This is a genomic window from Arthrobacter sp. HMSC08H08, from assembly GCF_001807575.1.
Classification (GTDB): Bacteria; Actinomycetota; Actinomycetes; order Actinomycetales; family Micrococcaceae; genus Pseudoglutamicibacter; species Pseudoglutamicibacter albus.
The window spans coordinates 1-21,698 of sequence record NZ_KV789394.1 but is presented as its reverse complement, the minus strand read 5'-3'; the positions used below and the strand labels follow the sequence as shown (position 1 = coordinate 21,698).

Sequence of the window (21,698 nt, the reverse complement as noted above, 5' to 3'; positions counted from 1 at the left end):
GAATCCTCGAACGGAGTCATCACGATGACCGCACCCCATATTGTCGACCCTGCCGGCCTGCTGGGCCAAGCCCTCGCCGATGCATCACCGGATCTGATGCGCGAGCTGCTGCAGACCATGATCAACGCCCTGCTTTCCGCCGACGCCGACAGCGTGTGCGGGGCCGAATGGAACGCCCGCTCCGAGCAGCGGACGAATCGCCGCAACGGCTACCGCCAGCGCCCGCTGGACACCCGCGTCGGCACGATCGATGTCGCCGTCCCGAAGCTGCGCCAGGGCTCGTATTTCCCGGAGTGGCTGCTCGAGCGCCGCAAGCGGGCCGAGTCCGCCCTGATCACGGTCGTGGCGGACTGCTACCTCGCTGGTGTGTCCACCCGCCGGATGGACAAGCTCGTCAAGACGCTCGGCATCCACGCCCTGTCGAAATCCCAGGTCTCGCGCATGGCCGCCGACCTCGACGAGCAGGTCGCCGCGTTCCGCCACCGACGTCTGGACGAGGCCGGGCCGTTCACGTTCGTCACCGCTGATGCGCTGGCGATCAAGGTCCGCGAGAACAAGCAGGTCGTCAAAGCCTCGGTGCTGCTGGCCACCGGCGTCAACGGTGACGGCCACCGCGAGGTCCTGGGCATGCAAGTCGCCACCAGCGAGACGAAGGCCTCGTGGAACACCTTCTTCGCCGACCTGGTGGCCCGTGGCCTGGGCGGAGTGCGGCTGGTGACCTCCGATGCCCACGCCGGGCTGGTGGAGGCGATCGCGGCACACCTGCCCGGGGCCGCCTGGCAGCGCTGCCGCACCCACTACGCCGCCAACCTCATGGCCGTGTGCCCCAAGTCCATGTGGCCGGCGGTGAAGGCGATGTTGCACAGCGTGTACGACCAGCCCACCGCATCGGCCGTGCACGAGCAGTTCGACCGCCTGCTGGAGTACACCGACAGCAGGCTGCCCGAGGTTGCTGACCACCTCGGCGATGCCCGTGAGGACCTGCTCGCCTTCACCGGGTTCCCCGACGATGTGTGGCGGCAGATCTGGTCCAACAACCCCACCGAACGTCTCAACCGGGAGATCCGCCGCCGCACCGACGTGGTCGGGATCTTCCCGAACCGGGATGCCATCGTTCGCCTCGTCGGCGCCGTCCTGGCCGAGCAGACCGACGAATGGGCCGAAGGCCGCCGCTACCTCGGTCTCGAAGTCCTCAGCCGCTGCCGACTCACCCTGACCACCGACCCCGCCACCAGCTCGCCGACGGAGGTGAGCACCGACGACCTGATGCAACTACCCGCCTGACCACCCACGAAGGATCACCATTCAGTTACACCACTTCCAGGGGCTTGACCGAGTCTGGAGCGGCTCGAGGTCACTCGATGCATAAGGGCGCGCTTTAGCCCACAGCGACTCTACATCTGTGATGTCCACCTATGCCCCCTATAGATTGATCTGCTTATTGAGGAATATAGCCCACGTTCTTCACCTGCTTTGAGTATCCGGTGGGGGTCTGACAGTTTGAAAACAGGCCTTGACCTGGCGCGCCTACCAGGTCACGCTCTGCCGCGCCACCCACACCTACAGGTTCCAGGTGTGTGCCTTGGAGAAGTCGACGAGGGCTTGGACTTTCGTTGAGGTTTTGTGTGTGGCCGGCCAAACGACTTCTACCGCAACAGGGGCTACGGAAGGTTCGATTTCTCTAGTGGTGAGGGGGAGACCCTCATAGCTTGCGCTATTTTCTGGCCGCTGCACGAGGATTCCGTAGCCCAACCCTCGAGCCACGAGGGTGCGGACCACTTCGAAGCTCGATGTACGGTGGTGGACCTTCGGCTCAATCCCACGCTCGGCAAACAGCGAAAGCGTGTGTTCTCTTGACGGTGGGGAATCAAGCAGGATCATGTCCGAGTCAGCCAGTTGCTCGAGCCGCACCGCATCCTCAGCAGCCAACGGATGGTCTGGTGAAAGCACCACATAGGCGGGGCGCTCCATGAGTTTGGCTCGGCGTGGCTTCCCCGGCACCAACGTCTCGTAAGCGAAAACCACATCCACCTCGCCTGCCTCCATCTGCGCAAACAGGCGATCTTGTGAATCTTCCCGTATCTCGAGCGTCACAAACGGGTGTGCCGCCCCGAACTCATCCAAAAGAACCGGCAAAACCTTCGACGCAAGCGTCGGGTAACAGCCAATAGTCAACGGTCCCGCGAGCTGACCCTCCGGGGCTTTCGCTTGAGCCTCAATATCCTTGGCCGCAGCAAGCAAAGGCCTAGCCTGAGCCGCAAGATGCCTCCCCGCCGTCGTCAAGGTCAAGCCCTGCGCCTGTTTCCTGACGCACAGTTGCACCGTGAACATCCGCTCCAACTGCGTAATCGCGTCCGAGACCGCGGAAGGCGAAACATGCAATTCCGATGCGGCGCCCGCGATGGTCCCGTGTCGGGCCGCCGCCAGCAGGTACGAAAGTTGCCGCAATGTGAAGCCAGGTGGCTGCTCCCACGCCATAATTCGGTTTTCCCTCTTTCATAAGCGGAATAATCCGCTTTTCCTTCTTTCCCTGATTGTCCACACTAAGTGTGTGAGATGCATCACAGCAAGGTTTGGACTAAGGAGTGGACCATGCTTACGCGGGAAGAAACGAGCACGAGCACCCAATCGCGTATTCCTTCAAGGGCAAAAGAAGCGCCAGTAGCTGACTGGGTAACCATCCCGGAGCTCTACAAAGACCCGTTCCCCATCTATGAACGGCTACGCGCGGAAGGCGGGGTGCATTGGGTTCCCGCGGTAGGCCGCTACCTCATCACCTCCTACAGCGCTGTCAGCGCAACGGAGCACGACCAAGAAACCTACTCCGCCAACGAAGAAGGGTCGCTGCAGATCCGCGCGATGGGGCACTCGATGCTGCGCAAGGACGATCCGGAACACTACATCGAGCGAGCCGCATGGCAGCCAACGCTCAAACCCGGCTATGTGCGGCGCGTCTGGGCCAGCATGTACCGCGACATTGCAGAAAAACAGTTGCACAAACTGATTGAGAAGGGTCCGGGCGCGGACCTCGTCTGGGACTTCGCCGCCCCGTTCGCATCGGAAGCCCTCCGGAACATGATGGGCCTCTACAACGCAACCCAAGAGGATCTTCAGCGTTGGTCCCAAACAATGATTGATGCCACGGGTAACTACGCTGATGACCCAGACGTATGGGCCGCCGGCAAACGCTCGTTCGACGAGGTCGATGAAGCGCTCGAGGAGATGCTGGCCTACCACGCGAAAAACCGTGACAATTCACTGATCTCAGGTCTGCTGTCCATCCCGGACTATCGCATGCCGATCGAGCAGATCCGCGCCAACATCAAAATGACCATCGGCGGCGGCCTCAACGAGCCCCGCGACGCCCTCGGTGTAGCGGCCTACGCTCTCATGACGCACCCCGAACAGCGTGCCGACGTTATGGCCAACCAGGCGTTGTGGCCAACAGTCTTTGAAGAAACCATCCGCTGGGTCGCGCCCATCGGCATGTATTCCCGGCAAGTCACCCGCGACACCGTCCTCGACGGAACCTTTCTACCGCAAGGGGCACGCCTGGGTATCTGCGTGCTTTCTGCCAATCGTGACGAAAGCATCTGGGACAGCCCCGAAAAATTCAATATCCACAGGGAAGCTAAACCGCACCTCGCCTTCAGCAAGGGAGTGCATGTGTGCCTAGGTAGCTGGGCTGCCCGCTCGCAAATTGCCGACGTCGCGTTACCACTGCTGTTCAACACGCTCGAGGGCTTGGACCTTCACCCGGATAAGCCATCAGAGGCCGGGGGTTGGGTCTTCCGTGGAATGTTGAGCCTACCGGTGACCTGGAAGTCAGTAGCTAGGACCCTTGGCTACGGTTCCTCTGGCATTACTGCCGGTTCTGGCAACGCGGACGGGCCGCGGGTCGCGATCATCGGTTCCGGGCCTTCCGGCAGCTTCGCCGCAAAGGAGATTCTGCGCACGGTTGACGGCAGCAAGGTCGACGTATTCGACAAGCTACCCGTTCCATATGGTCTTCTGCGCTTCGGTGTTGCAGCGGATCACCAGGGAACCAAAACCGTGGAAGCGCAATTCGACAAGGTCTACAGCAACGAACGCGTACGCTTCATCGGTAACACGAGTATCGACCTGGATAAGGGCCTCACCCAGCTACGCGAAAACTACGATGCGGTAGTACTTGCAACTGGTGCCGCCGACGACCGCGCGCTGGCCCTGCCAGGGGCTGACCTGAAGCATGTCTATACGGCAGGCCGCGTGACGCGGCTACTCAACGGGCATCCGAACGAGTTCCAGACCACTGAAGCTGCCGCGACTCTCCCGGAACTGGGCTCTACCGTCGCTGTGGTCGGGCAAGGAAATGTCGCGATCGACCTTCTGCGCCTCCTCGGGAAGAGCACCGAGGAACTGCATGGCAGTGACGTCCGGGACGATGTGCACGGTCACCTGCGCGAGGGAATCCAACGGATCCACGTCATCGGCCGTTCCCCGGCGCATCAAGCGAAATTCGACCCGGTGATGGTGCGGGAACTCGCCCGTGTTCCGGGCATGACCCACACACTGCACGGTGTCGACCTGGCGGCAACACCGGAAGGTAAGGACGCCCGCCTCGACGCGCTACGCGACCTCATGAACGGCAGCGCAGCGCTCGCTGCTGGCGGTCACCCCATCGAGGTTCACTGGCACTTCGGTGCGTCCCCGCTAGCCTTCGAAGGTAGTGAGGCCGTTCAGGCCGTCCAGATCGAGGACCACACTGGGGCAGTAGCTTCACTGGATGTCGATTCCGTCATTACGGCTGTGGGCTTCGAGAACCGTGAGTACGGCTCCCATGGACTTTCGCATCTTCCGGCAGTGATCCCAGCCGACGGCCAGCTCGCCCAGGACGTCTACGCCATCGGCTGGGTTAGGACAAACGGCCGTGGAACCATCCCGGACCAGCGAGTTGCGGCACAAGAACTCGCCACCAAGATCGCCTCCGAGGTTTCGGCGGGACGCATCTCCACCGGCGCGGCGGGTGTTGAACCTGACCACGATGCGGTCGATTTCCGTGGCTGGAAGCGCATCGACCTCAAAGAGAAGATGGCCGCGCGGGCAGGCCGTTGTCGCGAAAAGATCGTGGCCTGGGACGCGCTGTTGGAGACAGCCTGCGATGAGTCCTTGGACACCGCTGAAGCTTCAGTCCACGCGGAAGCGGAAGCAGACATAACGGTGAGCCAGCCGATCAGCATCCTGTACGGGACTGAATCCGGTAACGCCGAGCTTATCGCTGAGGAGTTAGGGGAGTTCCTGGGCGCGCAACCGGACCTAGAGGTCAAAAACCTCGCCGAGATCGCGCCGGAAGAACTAGGCGCCGAGCGTTTCTACATGGTCATCTGCTCGACCTACGGCGACGGTGAAGTGCCGGCTTCCGCCAAGGGGTTCTACGAACAACTCGTGAGCGAGGGGCCAGACCTGCGCGGCGTACGGTTCGGTGTTTTCGGGCTGGGAGATTCCAGCTACGCCAAAACCTATTCGCGAGGTAGCGAGCTCGTTGCCGAAGCGATGGAAGCGAGGGGCGCAACCCGCCTCGGTGAATATGGGCGCCACGACGCTGGAGGACTCATCCCAGCTGACGAGGCCGCATGTGAATGGGCAGAAGGAATTCTGTCAACAGTTGGTGCAGCGGACAAAGAGTTCGCCGCTTAGTTTCCGCTTTCGGGAAAGTTCAGGGTCAAGGAGACCACATGTCTACACAAGTATCTAATGCGAAACCGCCAACAGGTTCGATGGACCGCAAAACAAATCAACGGCGGGTAGCTTTCGCAACCATCGTCGGTACGACCATCGAATGGTACGACTACTTTACGTATTCCGCGGCGGCGGCTCTGGTTTTCGCTCAGCTCTACTTCGCCCCAGCGGGACCAGCTGTTGCGCAGATGCTCTCGTTCGCGACCATCGGAATCTCATTCCTCTTCCGCCCACTGGGCGCGTTCCTAGCGGGACACTACGGTGACCGGTACGGTCGCCGCGTCGTCCTCGTGGTCACGCTCATCACGATGGGCGTGGCAACAGCGCTCATCGGCCTGGTGCCAACGTATGAATCCATTGGCGTGGCAGCTCCGCTGTTGCTGATCTTTCTGCGCATCATCCAAGGGCTTTCCGCTGGTGGTGAGTGGGGCGGCGCCGCGCTGCTCGCGGTGGAACACGCGAATGATGACCGACGCGGACGGGCAGGGTCCTGGCCACAGCTGGGTGTGCCGCTCGGTATGTTGCTTTCATCCGCCGTGGTTGCGCTGATGACCGGCTGGATTTCCCCAGGGGATGCGTTCCTCGAGTGGGGCTGGCGTGTCCCATTCCTGCTCTCGATTGTGTTGATCGGCATTGGCTACTGGGTGCGCCGCGCAGTCGAGGACACCCCGGTATATCAGGAGATGACTAAAGAAGCGGCTAAGCAGAAAGCACCGATTGCGGTGCTGTTCAAGAAACACTTCCCGCTGGTGCTTGTCGCAGCGCTGATCTTTGCAGGCAACAACGCGAGCGGCTACATGACCACCGGCGGCTTCGTCACCAAGTATGCAACGGACCCAGTGGGCCTTGACCGCACGGACGTGCTCCTGGCAATCACCTTCGGCTCATTTGTGTGGCTCGTTACTACAGCTATTGCTGGTACCCTCGCGGATGTCATCGGCCGAGTGCGAACCTACGTTATCGGGTTCATCCTCCTGATTCTCACGGCCTTCCCTCTGTTCTGGCTCATCGATACCGGCAATCTGGGCGCGCTCTATCTCGCACTGAGCATCTTCTCCCTCGGGTTGGGCCTCACCTACGGGCCGCAGGCCGCGCTCTATGTGGAGATGTTCCCAGCATCGATTCGATTCAGCGGCGTTGCCATCTCCTACGCTCTCGGCGCGGTTCTCGGCGGCGCATTCGCCCCAACGATCGCACAGGCGCTGCTGGAAGCGACCGGAACTACCGCATCGGTATCCATCTACCTGCTGCTTATGGCACTCATTTCTTTGGTCGCGGTTAGCTTGGTCAAGGACCGTCCAGGAATCGACCTGTCCGTGGCCAACGAAGCCGAACAAGAAAAGGGTGTCTGGCGATTCAGCAAAGATTGATCATCCCGTTGAACTAACCAGCGCGGAACTCAGTACATAACTACATAAACGATGGGGCGCGGACCGTTTGAGCGGTTCGCGCCCCAGCCGTCGGCAACGTTGCCACAGGTATGACGGTGTTATAGATTGATCCTCATAGATCCCCGGTCAGGCCTCTTTCCCGTTGTGGGTAATGCACAAATGACCGGGGCCTTTCCTTTTCCAGGAGGGAGTGCGTGCATGACGCTGCCTAGCTCGCTGCTGCAGGGCCCACGCGGGCGGCGCTTGCTGCTCGAGTATGCCCTCGAATCGGAACGGATCGCAGGGCTGGACGAAGTCGACGGCTCCCTTGCCGAGCTCGAGTTTTTCGCGTCCTACCGCCTCGAGCCGCGCAACGGAACAGGCGCGCTCCGCGTCGTCGGCCCCGGCGACTCCAAACCGAAAATCCCGGCCATCACCCCCGCGCACGTCGCCGAGCGGCTTGAAACCGTCCCCCTCGCCGACGTGACCCCGCGGCTCCTACTGACATGTCTCGTCAACACAGTAGAAACAGCAACATACTGGCAAGAACCCGACGGCACCGACGTCCTCGCCGCAACCAAAGCCATGCGTGACGGGCTGCGTCGCGTCGCCGAGCACCTCACCGCATCGGAACACACCGCCTGGTGGAACACCACCATCGACGAATCCACGCAGTGGACCGTCCAATGGGACAACGAACCCGGTACCATCCCACCTGACCCGCTCATCGTGCTGAAAGCAGCGCGTGCGCACGCCGTTAAAGAGGAACGCCTCGCCGCCCGCGAACGCCCCACCAACCCGACTGCATCCTGGAGCGGCGAATGGTGGTCCACACCCCGCGGCGTCCCCGCATCGACCCGGGAACTCTTCGCCACAACCCCCGCTGGGCTGTGGCTCGTCGAAGACAGCATGGGGTGGGAAACCGCTGAAACTCTGCGTCTCAACATCCCGGAAGGGTTGCAGATCTATGAGATCGACTCCGCAGAAGCCTGGGCCGAACTATGCCGCTGCTTCCCGCTCAACCAGACCGCACAGAAACGCCACGACTGGTACCGCACCACCGGACGCAACGGTAAATGGGTCACCCCGGACTGGGCCGAAATCGCCCAACACTACGATGCGGTCCACCTTCCCGTCGCCACCTACCTCGCCGCCGCGGGCACCGCGATCCCAGCCGATGCGGACACGGCGAGTGTCATCGCCGGCTGGGGACCCGACACAACCTACTGGTTCACGCCACGCATCAACCACATCGGCAGCCCTGTCGGGTGGGTTCTCAAAGAACACGACACCGGCGAGAACTGGGAACGAGCGTGACGCCGGGTGGGCGCCGTGCTGCGGTTGAAAATGCCGATGCGGTGGAAGCGGGTGCTGCGGTGGACCAAACTGTCAGACCCCTCCTTCACAATGGATGCATGGCTTCTACCGGGAACAGCTCAAACGTGCATCCCTTGTTTGACCTGGATGTGATCGGGGAAGGGCTCGTCTTCGCGGACTCCCTCCCCGAACTCGACGCCGCCCTCACAACCCACCGCGCCGCCGTCGTTCAAGCCCCACCCGGAACCGGCAAAACCACACTCGTACCACCCGCCGTCGCGAACCACCTCGCCCGTATAAGCGCCGGCGACACCGCAGGCGCCGGCACGCCGCCTGGCCGGATCATCGTGACCCAACCACGCCGCGTAGCCGCCCGCGCCGCTGCCCACCGCCTCACCCAACTCACCGGAACTAAACTCGGCGACCACATCGGCTACACCGTCCGCGGCGACTCCCACACCAGCGCCAACACCATCATCGAATTCGTGACCCCCGGAATCCTCGTCCGCCGGCTCCTCGCAGACCCTATGGCGGACGGCACCGCCGCGATCATCCTCGACGAAGTCCACGAACGCCACCTCGAAACCGACCTCCTCCTCGCCCTCACCGGCGAAACCCAACAAGTCCGCGACGACCTCACCATCATCGCGATGTCCGCAACAGTCGACGCCCCAACCTTCGCCCGCCTCCTCGCAAGCGACGGCACAGAAAACGATGGGATGGGAACTGGTCTTGAAAGCGTGGAACCCGTCCCGCACATCAGCTCCGCGACCGCACTCCACCCACTCACCATCACGTACACCCCACACGCGGGAGACCGGATCGGGCCGCACGGCGTCGAAACCAGCTTCCTCAACCACGTCGCAACCACCGCGCTCGCTACCCACCGCGAAGCGCTCACCACCAACCCAGACACCGATGCGCTCGTGTTCGCACCCGGCGCCCGCGAAGTCGACCACATCACCCAACAACTCCGCGCCGCCACAACAGACATCGACGTGCTCCCACTCCACGGGCAACTACCAGCCCAACAACAAGACCACGCCATCCGCGGACGTGAACCCGGCGGGAAACCACGCATCATCGTCTCCACAACACTCGCCGAATCATCACTCACCGTCCCCGGCGTACACCTCGTGATCGACTCCGGCCTCACCCGCGAACCACGCCGCGACGCAACCCGCGGAATGAGTGGACTCGTCACCGTATCCGCCTCCCAAGCCAGCGCCGAACAACGCGCAGGCCGCGCCGCCCGCCTCGGCCCCGGAACCGCAATCCGCTGCTACAGCGAACGCACCCACGCCGCCGCACCCGCACACATCACCCCCGAAATCACCACCGCAGACCTCACCGAAACCGCCCTCACCCTCGCCGCATGGGGAGCACCCCGCGGCCACAACCTCCGCTGGATCAACCCGCCACCCGCCGCCGCCCTCAACGACGCCGAAAAAACACTCCCCGCCCTCAACGCGATCGACAACACAGGACGCATCACCGACCACGGCCGAACCCTCTCCGCGATCCCACTCAACCCACGATGGGCACACGCACTCACACACAACGCGGCGCGTTACGGGGCGGAGGAGGTCGCGACAGTGATCGCCGTAGCCACCGGCGAACAACGCATCCCCGGAGCCAACCTCCCCGACGCGATCCGCCACCAGCAACGCAACCCCCACCGCCCAACCCAACGCGAAACACAACGCCTCACCCGGCTCGCACACAAACACGCGGCGGCCCACACCAACGCAGCCGAACTTGCCGGCATCGTCACAGCCACGGCCTGGCCTGACCGGATCGCGAAACACATGGGGGAGGGGATCTACCTCCTCGCCTCCGGCACCCGTGCCGCACTTCCACCGGACGCCACGCTCGGACGCCCCGAATGGCTCGCGATCGCCGACGTCACCCGAGCACACGGGAACGCCGCCGCCGGAACCGGCGCCATCATCCGTGCAGCCGCACCCCTCACCCTCGACGAAGCCACCGACGCCGCCGGGAACCTCGCCGGAACCACAACCCGCATCACCATCACACCCAAAGGCACCATCAGCGCACGCAACAACGAAGCGATCGGCGTGATCGAACTACGCGCAACCCCCACCAAACCCAATCCCACCCAAGCAGCGGAAGCGCTCGCTGAACACCTCGCAACCCAGGGCCTCAACGCGCTCACCTTCAACAGCACCGCCACTGCGTTACGCAACAGGCTCGCGTTCCTCCACCACCACATCGGCGACCCATGGCCAGCGATGGACGAACACCACCTAGCCGCGACCGTCACTGAATGGCTCGGCCCAGAACTCAACGACGTCGCACACGGCGCAAGCCTCAACAACATCGACCTCACCGAACCACTCCGCCGGCTCCTCCCATGGCCAGAAGCCGCGAACCTCGACGAACTCGCGCCCGCCCGGATGCCCCTCCCTTCCGGGAACACCGCCGCAATCAAGTACCCGGACGCCACCGAATACGGGATCGAAGATACTGGCAGTAACGGCGGCGAACCGAGGGGTGGCGAACAGAGAGGCAAGAAGGATGAAGCAAGCGGGGACGGGGCCAGCACAGAAGAGAGCAGCGCAGAAGAGACCAGCACGGCGCAGAGGCAGGCAGAGCCTCCACAACCGGTGGTCGCCGCGAAGCTCCAAGAAACCTTCGGCTGGACTGAAACACCACGCCTTGCAGACGGCCGCGCGCCCGTCCTCTTCCACCTGCTCTCACCGGCAGGCAGGCCTCTCGCGGTTACCTCGGACCTGCACTCCTTCTTTACCGGCCCATACGCCGACGTCCGAGCGGAAATGCGCGGCCGATATCCCAAACACCCCTGGCCGGAAGACCCACTCACAGCCCAACCGACCCACCTCACCAACCGCAAACTCCGCCAGAAATAAGCACACAATCGGCATCAGATAAACTTGAAAGTTGGTGCCCACCCGCACCCACACACCCGAAAAACAAGGGGAACAAACCACATGGTGGACAGCGCCAGCAACAGCGGTGCCAGCAACACCCGCACAGAAGCAACCACGGAGGACTATAAACGAGTCCTCGCCAAACCGATGCTCTACCGCGGCATCGTCAGCGCGCTCTTCGCACTCGTCGGCGTCTTCTTCAACACCACCCCAACCGTCGGCGCCATCAGCGCAGCCTTCGCCGTCCTCTTCCTCGCCAGTGCACTCTTCTACTGGCCCATCATGCGGCTCTCCCTGGCACCCAGCTACCGCACCGCCGTCACCTCCGCGGTCCTCGCGTGGGCCATCGCCGGCGTCCTCGCGATCATCATGCGCGACGCCACCGGCATGGCACTCGCCGTAGCGTTCGGCTACACCATCGGCGGAGCATCAGAACTCTACGGCGGGCTCACAACCCGCGAAACCGGTCGCCCAAGCAAAGACACCACCATCTCCGGTGGCCTCGGAGTTATCGGCGGCATCATCATGGTGTTCATGACCACCAGCGACGCCCACGGCGTCTTCGGTATGGCCTCCATGATCACCGCGCTCATCGCAGTGCACCTGCTGATCTCCGCAGTCGGGTACATGCAAGACCAACGCCGCGGCAACTAGACTGAAAACACACAACAACACCAGAGCGCACCGAACACAAACCTGTACACAGACCTCGCACGAAACCCGCGTAAAGGAGAATCCGTGGCCAACAAGCCATCCACGTCTGGCTCGAAGCAGTCCGGCTGGAAGCAAAGCGTCAAACCTGCACTCGCGCTGTCGCTGACCTTCGGTATCGTCGCCGGCGTCATCTCCGCATTCGCCGGTGCAGGCGGAACCCGCAACGGCCTCAACCTTCAGATCGGTGCAACGTTCTTCCTCATCGCGTTCGTCGCGGGCCTGCTGGTGATCTCCCTGCTCATGATGGTCGCCAAAGAAAACCCGGACGACCTCGGCAAAGGCTCCGGCGTCAACCGTTCATCCGAACTCACTGACGCCGAACTCGACGCCATCGAAGCACGCGAACGCGCACAACGCGCCCGCGAAAACCGCGAAAAACGAGGCTAATTTCTCCGCAGCGCACCGTGGCCCGCGACCACGGTCCCCAAAACCGCGGCTAATACTCCTCAACGTAGCGCGGCTTAGCTGAAACCAGCCCCGCAACCAACGTGATCACCGCAATACCCAGCATGATCCACAACGAGGCCGTCCACGAACCCGTTGCTTCACGCACCACACCCAAAACCGGCGGAACAGACGCCGCAATCACATAACCGAACGTCTGCGCCATACCCGAGAGCCGTGCAGCTGACATCGGCGTACGCGCCCGCGCCCCAAACAACGTCAACGCGACGGTGAACAACCCGCCCTGGGCAGTACCTATCAACAGCGCCCACAGCAACGCCAACTGTGGAGCCAGCATGGTCCCCGCAAGCACCACAATCACCGTGGAAACCGCCACACCAACAGTAGGCCCCACCACGTCGCGCCTCATCAACCAGCCCGCAACAAGCGAACCCACAATACCGGACGCCTGAATCACCGCAATATGGAAACCGGCGCTCTCCTCAGAAATCCCCGACGACATCTCAATAGCCGGCCACCACGCCAAAATCGAATAAAACAGCGTCGACTGAAAACCCATAAACGCCGTAATCACCCACGCCAACGGGGAACGCAACAAACTCCGCGGACGCGCCGGCGGCGCTGTCTCGGACGCAGGTGCAGGGGCGGGGGACGATGCGGACGCCGGGGTAGCGGGGGAGGCCACCGCATCGGGGGCTTCAGCGCCGGACATTTCGCCAGCGGCCGCGGCGTCAGCTGCTTGGCGGTCCAGGATCTTTGTTCGCCGCATCACATGGTCGGCACGAACCTGCGGAGCGAACACCGCCATACCAATCAAACCGGCGCCCAACGTCAAACCGAGAGCGCCCTGCCAACCCCAACCCGGCAACCCAGCGATCGGGACAGCGACCGCCGCCGCAAGCGCGGCCATGAGCGACTGAAACGCCGAATACACACCCGTCAATGTGCCCGCATGATCCGGGAAATCACGCTTAATCAACGCCGGCAACAACACGTTCATGATCGCGATCCCAACACCAATCAACACGGTGCCGGTCCACAAACCGAACGAGCCAACCCAGGAACGCAAAACGATCCCCACGTTGACCGCAATCAAAGCGCCGAACAAAGAGTGCGCCAACCCGATACGCGCCGCGATCCGCGGCACGATCGGCGAAAACACCGCAAAACACAGCAGCGGCAACGAAATCAAAAACGACGCCGACGCCGCCGAAAGCCCCACGTCTTCCTTAATGCGGGGCAACAGCGGGCTCGCGCTCGTCATCGGCATCCGCAGATTCGTGGCGATCAACAAGATACCTGCGATCGCCAAAGCCGGGCTCACAGCCCTCGCCGCAACGCCCGGTGTCTCAGGGGCCTGAGTCTCACCAGCAGCACTATCCCGCATCGAGTTGCTCATTCCGTAACGTTATCGCCCTTTCCGCGCCGCGCAAGCCGGCAACCGTCACAACACGTCATCACAATCCGCGGCTGCAGAATTACGATGCGGCAGCAGGCTCCGTGGGGCATCCCACGGAACCCGCCCGCCGGCTATGCGCGGCCGGTAGGGAAGCCCTTAGCTGCCAGCTTCCACCAAAGCGCCAGTGCGGAAGCGGGAACCACGATGTGTTTCAGGCAACCAATCCTGCCCCGTCACCGCGGCACGCAACGTCACGGCATCAGTTGCCGCCGCATCGTCGGTGGTATCGGCGTCGGCGCCTTCAGCGCCGGCATCAGCCAACAGGCCCGGCTCGGCCAGCAGGCCGCGGCGCCTCAGCACGGGGCTCACGTATTCAACGAAACGTTCAAGATCAGCCGGCCGCACACCACTACACACATTGAAGCCATCCACGCCGGAAGCCGCCTGCCACGCCTCCAACTGATCTGCAACGCTCTCGGGGCCACCCACAATCACGGGGCCACGGCCACCCAACGTCACGAACGCGGCAATGTCCCGCACGGTCCACTCCCGCGACGTGTCGCCGGAGGTGACCGAGCGCAGTGCGGACTGATTCGCGTCCGTCTCAACCTCGGCCAGCGGTGCATCGGGATCCAGGCCGGCCAAGTCAACGCCGGTCCAGCCCGCGAACAGTGCCAGAGCCCCCTCGACGTCCACGTACTGCTGATAGGACTCGAAGCGGCGCTGCGCCTCCTCGTCGTCCGCGCCCGTCACGACGGTGACCATCGCGAAGGTGCGCACCGCATCGGCGGGCCGGCCCGCGACCTCAAGCGCCTCGTGCAAGCGCTCAATATAGCCGCGCACAACGCTCGGCTCAGAACCGATCATGAACACGGCCTCAGCGTTCTCGGCTCCAAAACGCAAGCCCCGTGCCGAGGCGCCCGCCTGGAACAAGAACGGGGTGCGTTGCGGTCCCGGATGCGTCAGTGACGCCCCATCGACAGAGAAATACTCGCCCTTGTGCTCAGCCTTCCGGACACCCGCCGGGTCCACGAAAACACCCGCATCGGCGTCCTTGAGCACCGAACCCGGAGCGAAACTGCCCTCGAACAGCTTGTACATGACGTCCATGTACTCGTCCGCGCGGTCATAACGCTCATCGTGGGGCAGTTGCCGCTCCAAACCGAGGTTGCGGGCCGCGGAATCCTGATACGACGTCACAATGTTCCAGCCAACCCGGCCACCCGTGAGGTGATCCAGGCTCGCGAACCGGCGCGCCAAGAGGAACGGGTCCTCATACGTGCACGACGCCGTCAACCCGAAACCGAGCCTACGGGTGACCGCAGCCATCGCAGACACCGCAGCGAAAGGATCCAGCAACGGAACTTGAACGCCGCGCTCATGCGAGACCGCGTCGCTGCCGCCGTACACGTCATAGGTCCCCAGCACATCGGCCAGGAAGAGGGCCGTGAAACCGCCTTTGTCCAAGGTTTGCGCCAGGCCGGTCCAGTAGCTCAACTGGTCAAAATCCGCTGCCCGGGATTCCGGATGCCGCCACAAACCAGGGGACTGATGCACCGGCGTGGCCATCTCAAACGCGTTAAGAAGCACGGCGCACCTCACCGATCGCGTTGAGACCCTCCGGGACGGTGCCGTTGACCAGGTAGTCGCCGATGATCCGCTCACGGAACACAATCGGGTTATGCGTCGCGACCGTCTGCGCATTGCGCCAGTGCCGGTCCAGGTTCTTCTCCCGCGACGTGTTCGATGCGCCACCCGTGAGGAACAGGTCAGAGCAAATACTGGTCACGATGCCGGGCACAGTCACGTGCGCGCGCTCAACAGCAAGCTCCGCTTCAGTCAGCAGACGCTGCGCTGTGTCAGTAGCGGCGCCGGTGCCAGCGTCAGTGTTGCCAGTAGCGGCGGCGCCAGTATCGGCGTCACCGTTGCCATCGCCGGTGCCAGCGTCCTCGCCTTCGAGCGAAAGCACGCCCTCGGCGGCTTCAAGCCGCCGCGCAGCCTCAACCACCGCCGACTCCACTACGAAAGCCTGCGCCGAAAGCCGGCCCACAACCCCCAGAATCTGCGGGTCCTCAGAGTGCGGAACACCTAAGCCGGTATTGAAGGAGCGGGTCCGCCGCCGCACGCCAGCCGCCGCATCGTCCACAACGTTGCGAGCAATACCGGCCAATACAGCGAGCAAGACAAGCTGGAACAGCGGCGCCTCAAACTGCGCCTCAGCGCTGCCAGGCACGCGGTTCAAAATGTGCTCGGGCGCAACCTTCACATCGGTGAAACGCGTGGTTCCGGTACCGGTGAGGCTCTGTCCGAAACCATTCCAGTCGTCCTCAAGCTCAACACCCGGGGCGCGCGTGGAAACGACAGCGAACTGTCGACCCTCGGTCGGCGTGCCGTCCGCATCAAGCAGCGTGGCCGAAACCCGGGTATGCGTCGCGTACGCGGTGCCAGTGCAGTAGTACTTAGCGCCATTGAGCACCCCAGTGCCGTCCGCCTGCACAGCCAACGTGGTGTTGAGCGTATTCAACGCATTCCCGCCGATCTCCGTGGACGCGTTACCCACAACATCGCCGGCAAGAACCTTCGCATACCAATACTGGCGGGTCTGCTCATCCTGGTACCGCAGCGTCTCCACGAAACCCGCGTGGGAACGGTATTGATGCGCGATGTTCGGGTCAGCCGCCGCCAGATCGATCAGCAGCTGCACCCAGTCGGTGAAGCTCACGCCCGGGCCGCCGTACTCGGTAGGAACGCGAAGCACGGTGAATCCGGCCCGGTTGAGTTCTGCGATCTCAACGAACGGCAGAACACGATGCGCCTCCCGCTCAGAAGCCCCACTCGCGATGCGGTCAAAGATCGGCCCGAAATGCTCACGCAGCTCTGCCAGGCTTGGCGTGTGGCCGGCCTCCCACGGGGTGACCGGAGCATCTTGGGTGGTGACGTAACGCAGCCCTTCAGCGAAGCTCAGGTCAGCCGAGGAAACCGCGGTGCTGGCGTTGCCGGCGTCGGTGCTGGCTTCCGCATCGGCGGCGATCTCAGCGCCAGCTGCAGGGTGGACAGGGGTGTGCGTGGACAACGATGACACAGTTATTCCTTTCCATCGTTCCTGGCGGGAGCACCGTGCATAAACCGGTTGCTGCGACGTCAACGAGCCAGGTCTCTCAGTCGCTCTGGATGGGTTACAAGCATCATTTCTATAGCCCGGCCTCGAGCTGTGTCAACTGCCCGCCAGGCGACGCGCGTCACAAAACGTCAACAAGAAGCGCCCCCGCGGCGCCTGCATCTAAGCAGGCCCCGCGGGGCGCTTCGTGAGGTCTAGCGGGGGTCAGCAGGCGGGGTTCAGAGACCAGAGTTCAGAACGCGACTTTCTCCAGCAGCCGGCTCAGTTCCTGCCGCTCGTCGGAGGTGAGCGCGGCGAGCACCACGTCGTCGGAGGCCATGGTCAGCGCGCGTGCCCTCCGGTAGGCATCCTGCCCCTGCGGTGTGGCGATGACGATCCGGGAACGACGGTCACGCGGATCCACCTGGCGCTCGACCCATCCCCGCTTCTCCAGGAAGTCCACCAGGTTCACTATCTGGCTTGGGTCCAGGCTCAGGAAGTCGCCGAGTTCGCGCTGGGACGGGTTCACGTCCGCGGCGGCCAGGGCCAGCACGGAGTACTGGCGGACCTTCAATCCCATCTCCTCCTGCAGGACGCGGTTGGCGTGGCTGTGGCCGATGCTGCGCAGCCGGGCCGCCAGGAACTGGACCTGGCCGGCGAGCTCTGACGACGTGAACTCCGCCATGCGCTCGGCCGCAAGCGCTGTGGAGGGGGCGGGGAAGCGCTGGGCGGCCTCAGTCGGGCTATTTGTGGCTCCGGAGGTGTCCTTTGTAGTCGTCATGTGCTTGCTTCCTTGGTCCGTGTACTCGAGGGAGTGATCCGGCTGATCTTGCCCATATAGAGGCTTGTCCCCTGCAGAGGATCGTACTCGAAATGCAAGCCTCGAAAAATAATTGACATTCTCAATTATATGTACTGTCATGGTTCTTGTGTGGTGAACGCCACATTAGGACAGAACCGACATCTAGCACGTCACCACCGAAGGAGAATCCCATGTCCCTCGACGGCAAGGTAGCCATCGTCACCGGCTCGGGCGCAGGCCTGGGCCTCGCCTACGCCCAGGAGCTCGCCCGCCAGGGAGCCTCCGTGGTCATCAACGACGTCAACCAGGAGACCGCGGACGCCGCTGTCGCCTCCATCACCGAAGCCGGCGGCAAGGCCGTCGCCGCAGTGGTCCCTGTCGGCACCAGCGAGGCCGCCGACCAGCTGGTCAAGACCGCCGTGGACACCTTCGGTGGCCTAGACATTCTGGTGAACAACGCCGGCATCCTGCGGGATAAGTCCTTGCTGAAGATGACTGACGAGGACTTCGATCTCGTTATCGGCGTCCACCTCAAGGGCACCTTCACTTGCGTCCGTGCCGCTTACGCATACTTCAAGGAGAACGGCGTGGCCGGGCGCATCGTCTGCATCGGATCGCCGACCGGTCAGCGAGGCAACTTCGGCCAGACCAACTACGCCGCAGCCAAGGCGGGCATCGTCGGCATGGTCCGCACGTGGGCCCTGGAGATGAAGCGCGCCGGAGTGATGGTCAACGCCGTCATCCCAGTGGCGGCCACCGCCATGACCAAGACCGTCCCTTACTTCCAGAAGGCCGTCGAGGCGGACGAGCGCGGCGAGGCCATGCCGTCCTTCTTCCGCCATGACCTCGGCTTCGGAACCGCCGACGACGTCGCCGGCCTGATCGCTTTCCTTTCCTCCCCGGAGGTCGACGGCATCACCGGCCAGGCCATCGGAGTTGGTGGCGATCGCCTGCAGGTCTGGTCCCACCCAGAGCCAGTGGCCACCGAGTACCACGAGGGCGGCTGGGACTACGCCACCATGCAGACCCAAGGCGCCGAGCTGGTCAGGGGCAACCTCCAGGAAGTCGGCGAGAAGATGCCTCCGCTGCCTGCTGAGCTCGAGCCTGAACAGAAGAACTAAGGACAAGCACCATGACCGGAACCCAGGACACGGCTCCGCAGGGGCCAGCCCACGGGAACGACAGCGGCGCCCCTGCCCCCGCCTCAACCTCTGCTCCCGGCCCCGCCCCAGTCCGCTACGAGCTGGGCGTGGACGCCTCGGCCATCGAGGCCGTGGACATGCACGTCCACCTCGAAGTGGACTCGTGCGGCCACAAAGCGCTGCCGGAAGACTTCTTCGAAGCCTCCGCGAAGTACTTCAAGTCCGCGGAACGGACCCCGAGCGTGGACACCATCGCGGAGACCTACCGGCAGCGCCGGATGGCCGCCGTCGTCTTCACCGTGGACGCGCGCACCCAGTTCGGCCACAAGCCGAACTCCATCGATGACCTCGTGGCCGGCTGCGCCCGGAACAACGACGTCCTCATCCCATTCGGCTCCGTGGATCCCCGCACCGGGGCGGACGCGTTGGCCGAGGCCACCCGCCAGGCCGAGCAGCTCGGAGTGCGCGGCTTCAAATTCCACCCGTCCGTGCAGGGGTTCGACCCCTCGGACCGCGAGTACTACCCGCTCTGGGAGCGGCTCCAGGAGCTGGGGCTGCCGATCGTTTCCCACACCGGACAGAACGGTATGGGCGCCGGCCTGCCCGGCGGGCGCGGCATCAAACTGAAGTACTCCAACCCGCTGCTGCTGGACGACGTCGCCGCCGACTTCCCGGACCTGCAGATCATCATGGCCCACCCATCGGTGCCCTGGCAGGACGAGGCGAACTCGATCGCGACCCACAAAGCCAACGTGCACATCGACCTCTCCGGCTGGTCCCCGAAGTACTTCCCGGAGTCCCTGGTCCGCCAGTCGAACAACGTGCTGGCTCGCAAGGTGCTCTTCGGAACCGACTTCCCGCTGATCACCCCGGACAAGTGGCTGGCCGCCTTCGCGGAGCTTCCGCTCAAGGACGAGGTCCGGCCGTGGATCCTCAAGGACAACGCGGTGCGCCTGCTGGGCCTGGACCGTGAGTCCACGACCGAGACGAAGGGAGACTGAGATGGCTGAACCAGTGACCGGAAGCATCATCCCATCCGACTTCTACGGCTACGCCGAGCGGCTGACCGAGGCCGAGCGCGCCGTCATCCTGGACCTCAGGGAACGGCTCGAGAGCACGGTGAAACCGCTGGTCAACCCAGCCTGGGACGCCGCAGAGCTTCCCCAAGAGCTGGTGGACGCCGTCCGCGCCCTGCCGCTGATGGACCCGCCAGCCCTCAAAGAAGCCGGAGAGCCCATCCGTAGGATCCTCACCGGGTTCCGCAACTTCGAGCTGGCCCGCTGCGACATCAACGTCGGCACTCTATATAACGCGCATGCAGGCCTGTTCCGCACGGCATGCACCCTGGGCGGCGGGGAACAGCAGGCGCGGGAGCTGGATGCGAAGATCATCGACTACTCGCTGACCGGCGTGTTCGGGCTGACCGAGCCGGACCACGGCTCCGATGTGGCCGGCGGACTGGCCACCACCGCCACTCATGACCCGGAGACGGACACCTGGGTGATCGACGGCGCAAAGCGCTGGATCGGAGGCGCGACCATCTCGGACGTCGTCGCGACCTTCGCCCGCGACACCGCCGACGGCCAGGTCAAGTGCTTCCTGGTTCCGCGGGACGCCGATGGGGTGAGCATGTCGATCATCCCGAACAAGGCATCCCTGCGCATCATGCAGAACGCCCACATCGAGTACCGCGGGGTGCGGGTGCCCGCCTCGGCCCGGCTCGAAGGGATCAACTCATTCAAGGACGTGGCCCGTTGCTTGCGGGCCATGCGCTCGGACGTGGCCTGGATGGCCGTGGGTGCGACCGCGGGCGCCTATGAGGCCGCGCTGCGTTACGTCCGCGAACGGCAGCAGTTCGGCCGTCCGCTGGCCGGATTCCAGCTCATCCAGGAGAAGCTGGCCATCATGCTCGGCAACCTGACCTCCTCCCTGGGGCTGATGGTCCAGCTCACGGAACAGGAGGAGCAGGGGATCTACAAGGACGAGAACTCCGCCCTAGCCAAGATGATGACCTCCCTACGTCTACGCGAGACCGTGGCCCTAGCCCGCGAGGTCTGCGGCGGCAACGGCATCACCCTGGACACCGACGTGGCCCGCTTCCACGCGGACGCCGAGGCCGTCTACTCATACGAAGGCACCCACGAGATCAACGCGCTGATCGTGGGCCGCGCCGTAACCGGCGTCAGTGCCTTCGTCTAACCACCCTTTTCACCCCTTCCCTGAGAGGACCGCAACATGACCGAGACCACCGCACGCACCGTCGTCGACTTCGACGCCGTCAAGACCATGGCAGGCACCGAGCTGGGCGCCACCGAGTGGCGTGAGATCACCCAGGACATGGTGAACACCTTCGCCGACGCCACCGACGACCACCAATGGATCCACGTGGACCCAGAACGCGCCAAGGACGGCCCTTTCGGCGCCCCGATCGCCCACGGCTTCCTCACCCTGTCCTTGATCATCCCGTTCTGGGGTGAGCTGTTCGATGTCTCCGACGTGAAGACCAAGGTCAACTACGGCCTGGACAAGGTCCGCTTCACCTCCCCGGTGAAGGTCGGCTCCCGCGTCCGTGCAGTCATGAAGCTCGCCGACGTCCAGGAGGTTAAGGGCGACGGCCTGCACCTCGTGGTTGAGGCGACCTTCGAGATCGAGGGCGAGGAGCGCCCGGCCGTCGTGGCCGTCTTCCTGGCCCGCTTCTACCGCTGATCTCTACGCTGATCAACATCGTGTCCTGAGGTAGGCCGCCGAGGTGGCGGCCTACCTTCGGCATATTTAGAGGCCCCGTTCCCCGTTGAACTGCTCCCCTTTAGTTGGACTGAGAA

16 protein-coding genes and 1 riboswitch are annotated in these 21,698 nt (G+C 63.6%); of the genes, 11 read left to right on the top strand and 5 right to left on the bottom strand.

What is annotated here, in order from left to right:
* Nucleotides 1-24 precede the first annotated feature (24 nt).
* Entirely contained in the window at nt 25-1,284 is a 1,260-nt protein-coding gene (locus HMPREF3175_RS05920; RefSeq protein ID WP_070491369.1) for an IS256 family transposase, read from the top strand.
* 276 nt (nt 1,285-1,560) lie between these two features.
* Here the strand turns inward: HMPREF3175_RS05920 and HMPREF3175_RS05915 are convergent, their stop codons facing one another.
* On the bottom strand, nt 1,561-2,478 hold the full coding sequence (locus tag HMPREF3175_RS05915; protein ID WP_070491217.1) for a LysR family transcriptional regulator: 918 nt from the start codon (nt 2,476-2,478) through the stop codon (nt 1,561-1,563).
* Between the two features lie 114 nt (nt 2,479-2,592).
* Here HMPREF3175_RS05915 and HMPREF3175_RS05910 point away from each other — a divergent pair, with 114 nt between their 5' ends.
* From HMPREF3175_RS05910 to HMPREF3175_RS05885, 6 genes are all read left to right on the top strand, one after another.
* Entirely contained in the window at nt 2,593-5,676 is a 3,084-nt protein-coding gene (locus HMPREF3175_RS05910) for a cytochrome P450 (protein WP_070491215.1), read from the top strand.
* Nucleotides 5,677-5,714: 38 nt separating this feature from the next.
* Nucleotides 5,715-7,088, top strand: a complete 1,374-nt coding sequence (locus tag HMPREF3175_RS05905; protein WP_052048405.1) for an MFS transporter — start codon at nt 5,715-5,717, stop codon at nt 7,086-7,088.
* A gap of 219 nt (nt 7,089-7,307) precedes the next feature.
* On the top strand, nt 7,308-8,405 hold the full coding sequence (locus HMPREF3175_RS05900) for a hypothetical protein (RefSeq protein WP_070491213.1): 1,098 nt from the start codon (nt 7,308-7,310) through the stop codon (nt 8,403-8,405).
* Between the two features lie 98 nt (nt 8,406-8,503).
* Entirely contained in the window at nt 8,504-11,296 is a 2,793-nt protein-coding gene (locus tag HMPREF3175_RS05895; RefSeq protein ID WP_070491367.1) for an ATP-dependent RNA helicase, read from the top strand.
* A gap of 81 nt (nt 11,297-11,377) precedes the next feature.
* Complete coding sequence (locus HMPREF3175_RS05890) at nt 11,378-11,971, top strand: DUF308 domain-containing protein (protein WP_070491212.1); 594 nt, start codon at nt 11,378-11,380, stop codon at nt 11,969-11,971.
* Nucleotides 11,972-12,055: 84 nt separating this feature from the next.
* The gene (locus HMPREF3175_RS05885) at nt 12,056-12,418 is read left to right on the top strand and encodes a hypothetical protein (RefSeq protein ID WP_070491210.1); all 363 of its coding nucleotides are present in this window, start codon (nt 12,056-12,058) and stop codon (nt 12,416-12,418) included.
* Between the two features lie 49 nt (nt 12,419-12,467).
* Here HMPREF3175_RS05885 and HMPREF3175_RS05880 read toward each other — a convergent pair whose 3' ends face one another.
* From HMPREF3175_RS05880 to HMPREF3175_RS05865, 4 genes are all read right to left on the bottom strand, one after another.
* On the bottom strand, nt 12,468-13,835 hold the full coding sequence (locus HMPREF3175_RS05880) for a CynX/NimT family MFS transporter (RefSeq protein WP_083289448.1): 1,368 nt from the start codon (nt 13,833-13,835) through the stop codon (nt 12,468-12,470).
* A 156-nt stretch (nt 13,836-13,991) separates the two neighbouring features.
* On the bottom strand, nt 13,992-15,425 hold the full coding sequence (locus tag HMPREF3175_RS05875) for an LLM class flavin-dependent oxidoreductase (RefSeq protein WP_370977466.1): 1,434 nt from the start codon (nt 15,423-15,425) through the stop codon (nt 13,992-13,994).
* Nucleotides 15,415-16,917: an acyl-CoA dehydrogenase family protein gene (locus HMPREF3175_RS10155; RefSeq protein ID WP_256276293.1), complete on the bottom strand. Its 1,503-nt coding sequence runs from the start codon at nt 16,915-16,917 to the stop codon at nt 15,415-15,417. The genes HMPREF3175_RS05875 and HMPREF3175_RS10155 overlap by 11 nt, the downstream gene beginning before the upstream one ends.
* A 9-nt stretch (nt 16,918-16,926) precedes the next feature.
* Nucleotides 16,927-17,013, bottom strand: a riboswitch (SAM riboswitch).
* 172 nt (nt 17,014-17,185) lie between these two features.
* Nucleotides 17,186-17,713, bottom strand: coding sequence for a MarR family winged helix-turn-helix transcriptional regulator (locus HMPREF3175_RS05865; RefSeq protein WP_083289447.1), 528 nt, complete (start codon nt 17,711-17,713; stop codon nt 17,186-17,188).
* 212 nt (nt 17,714-17,925) lie between these two features.
* Between HMPREF3175_RS05865 and HMPREF3175_RS05860 the strand changes: the two genes are divergently transcribed.
* The 4 genes from HMPREF3175_RS05860 to HMPREF3175_RS05845 all read left to right on the top strand — a co-directional run bounded on the left by HMPREF3175_RS05860 (nt 17,926) and on the right by HMPREF3175_RS05845 (nt 21,582).
* On the top strand, nt 17,926-18,855 hold the full coding sequence (locus HMPREF3175_RS05860) for an SDR family NAD(P)-dependent oxidoreductase (RefSeq protein ID WP_035755873.1): 930 nt from the start codon (nt 17,926-17,928) through the stop codon (nt 18,853-18,855).
* A gap of 158 nt (nt 18,856-19,013) precedes the next feature.
* Entirely contained in the window at nt 19,014-19,877 is an 864-nt protein-coding gene (locus tag HMPREF3175_RS05855) for an amidohydrolase family protein (RefSeq protein WP_052048422.1), read from the top strand.
* A gap of 1 nt (nt 19,878) precedes the next feature.
* Entirely contained in the window at nt 19,879-21,075 is a 1,197-nt protein-coding gene (locus HMPREF3175_RS05850; RefSeq protein WP_070491208.1) for an acyl-CoA dehydrogenase family protein, read from the top strand.
* A gap of 36 nt (nt 21,076-21,111) precedes the next feature.
* Entirely contained in the window at nt 21,112-21,582 is a 471-nt protein-coding gene (locus HMPREF3175_RS05845) for a MaoC family dehydratase (protein WP_035755878.1), read from the top strand.
* The last annotated feature ends 116 nt before the right edge of the window (nt 21,583-21,698 follow it).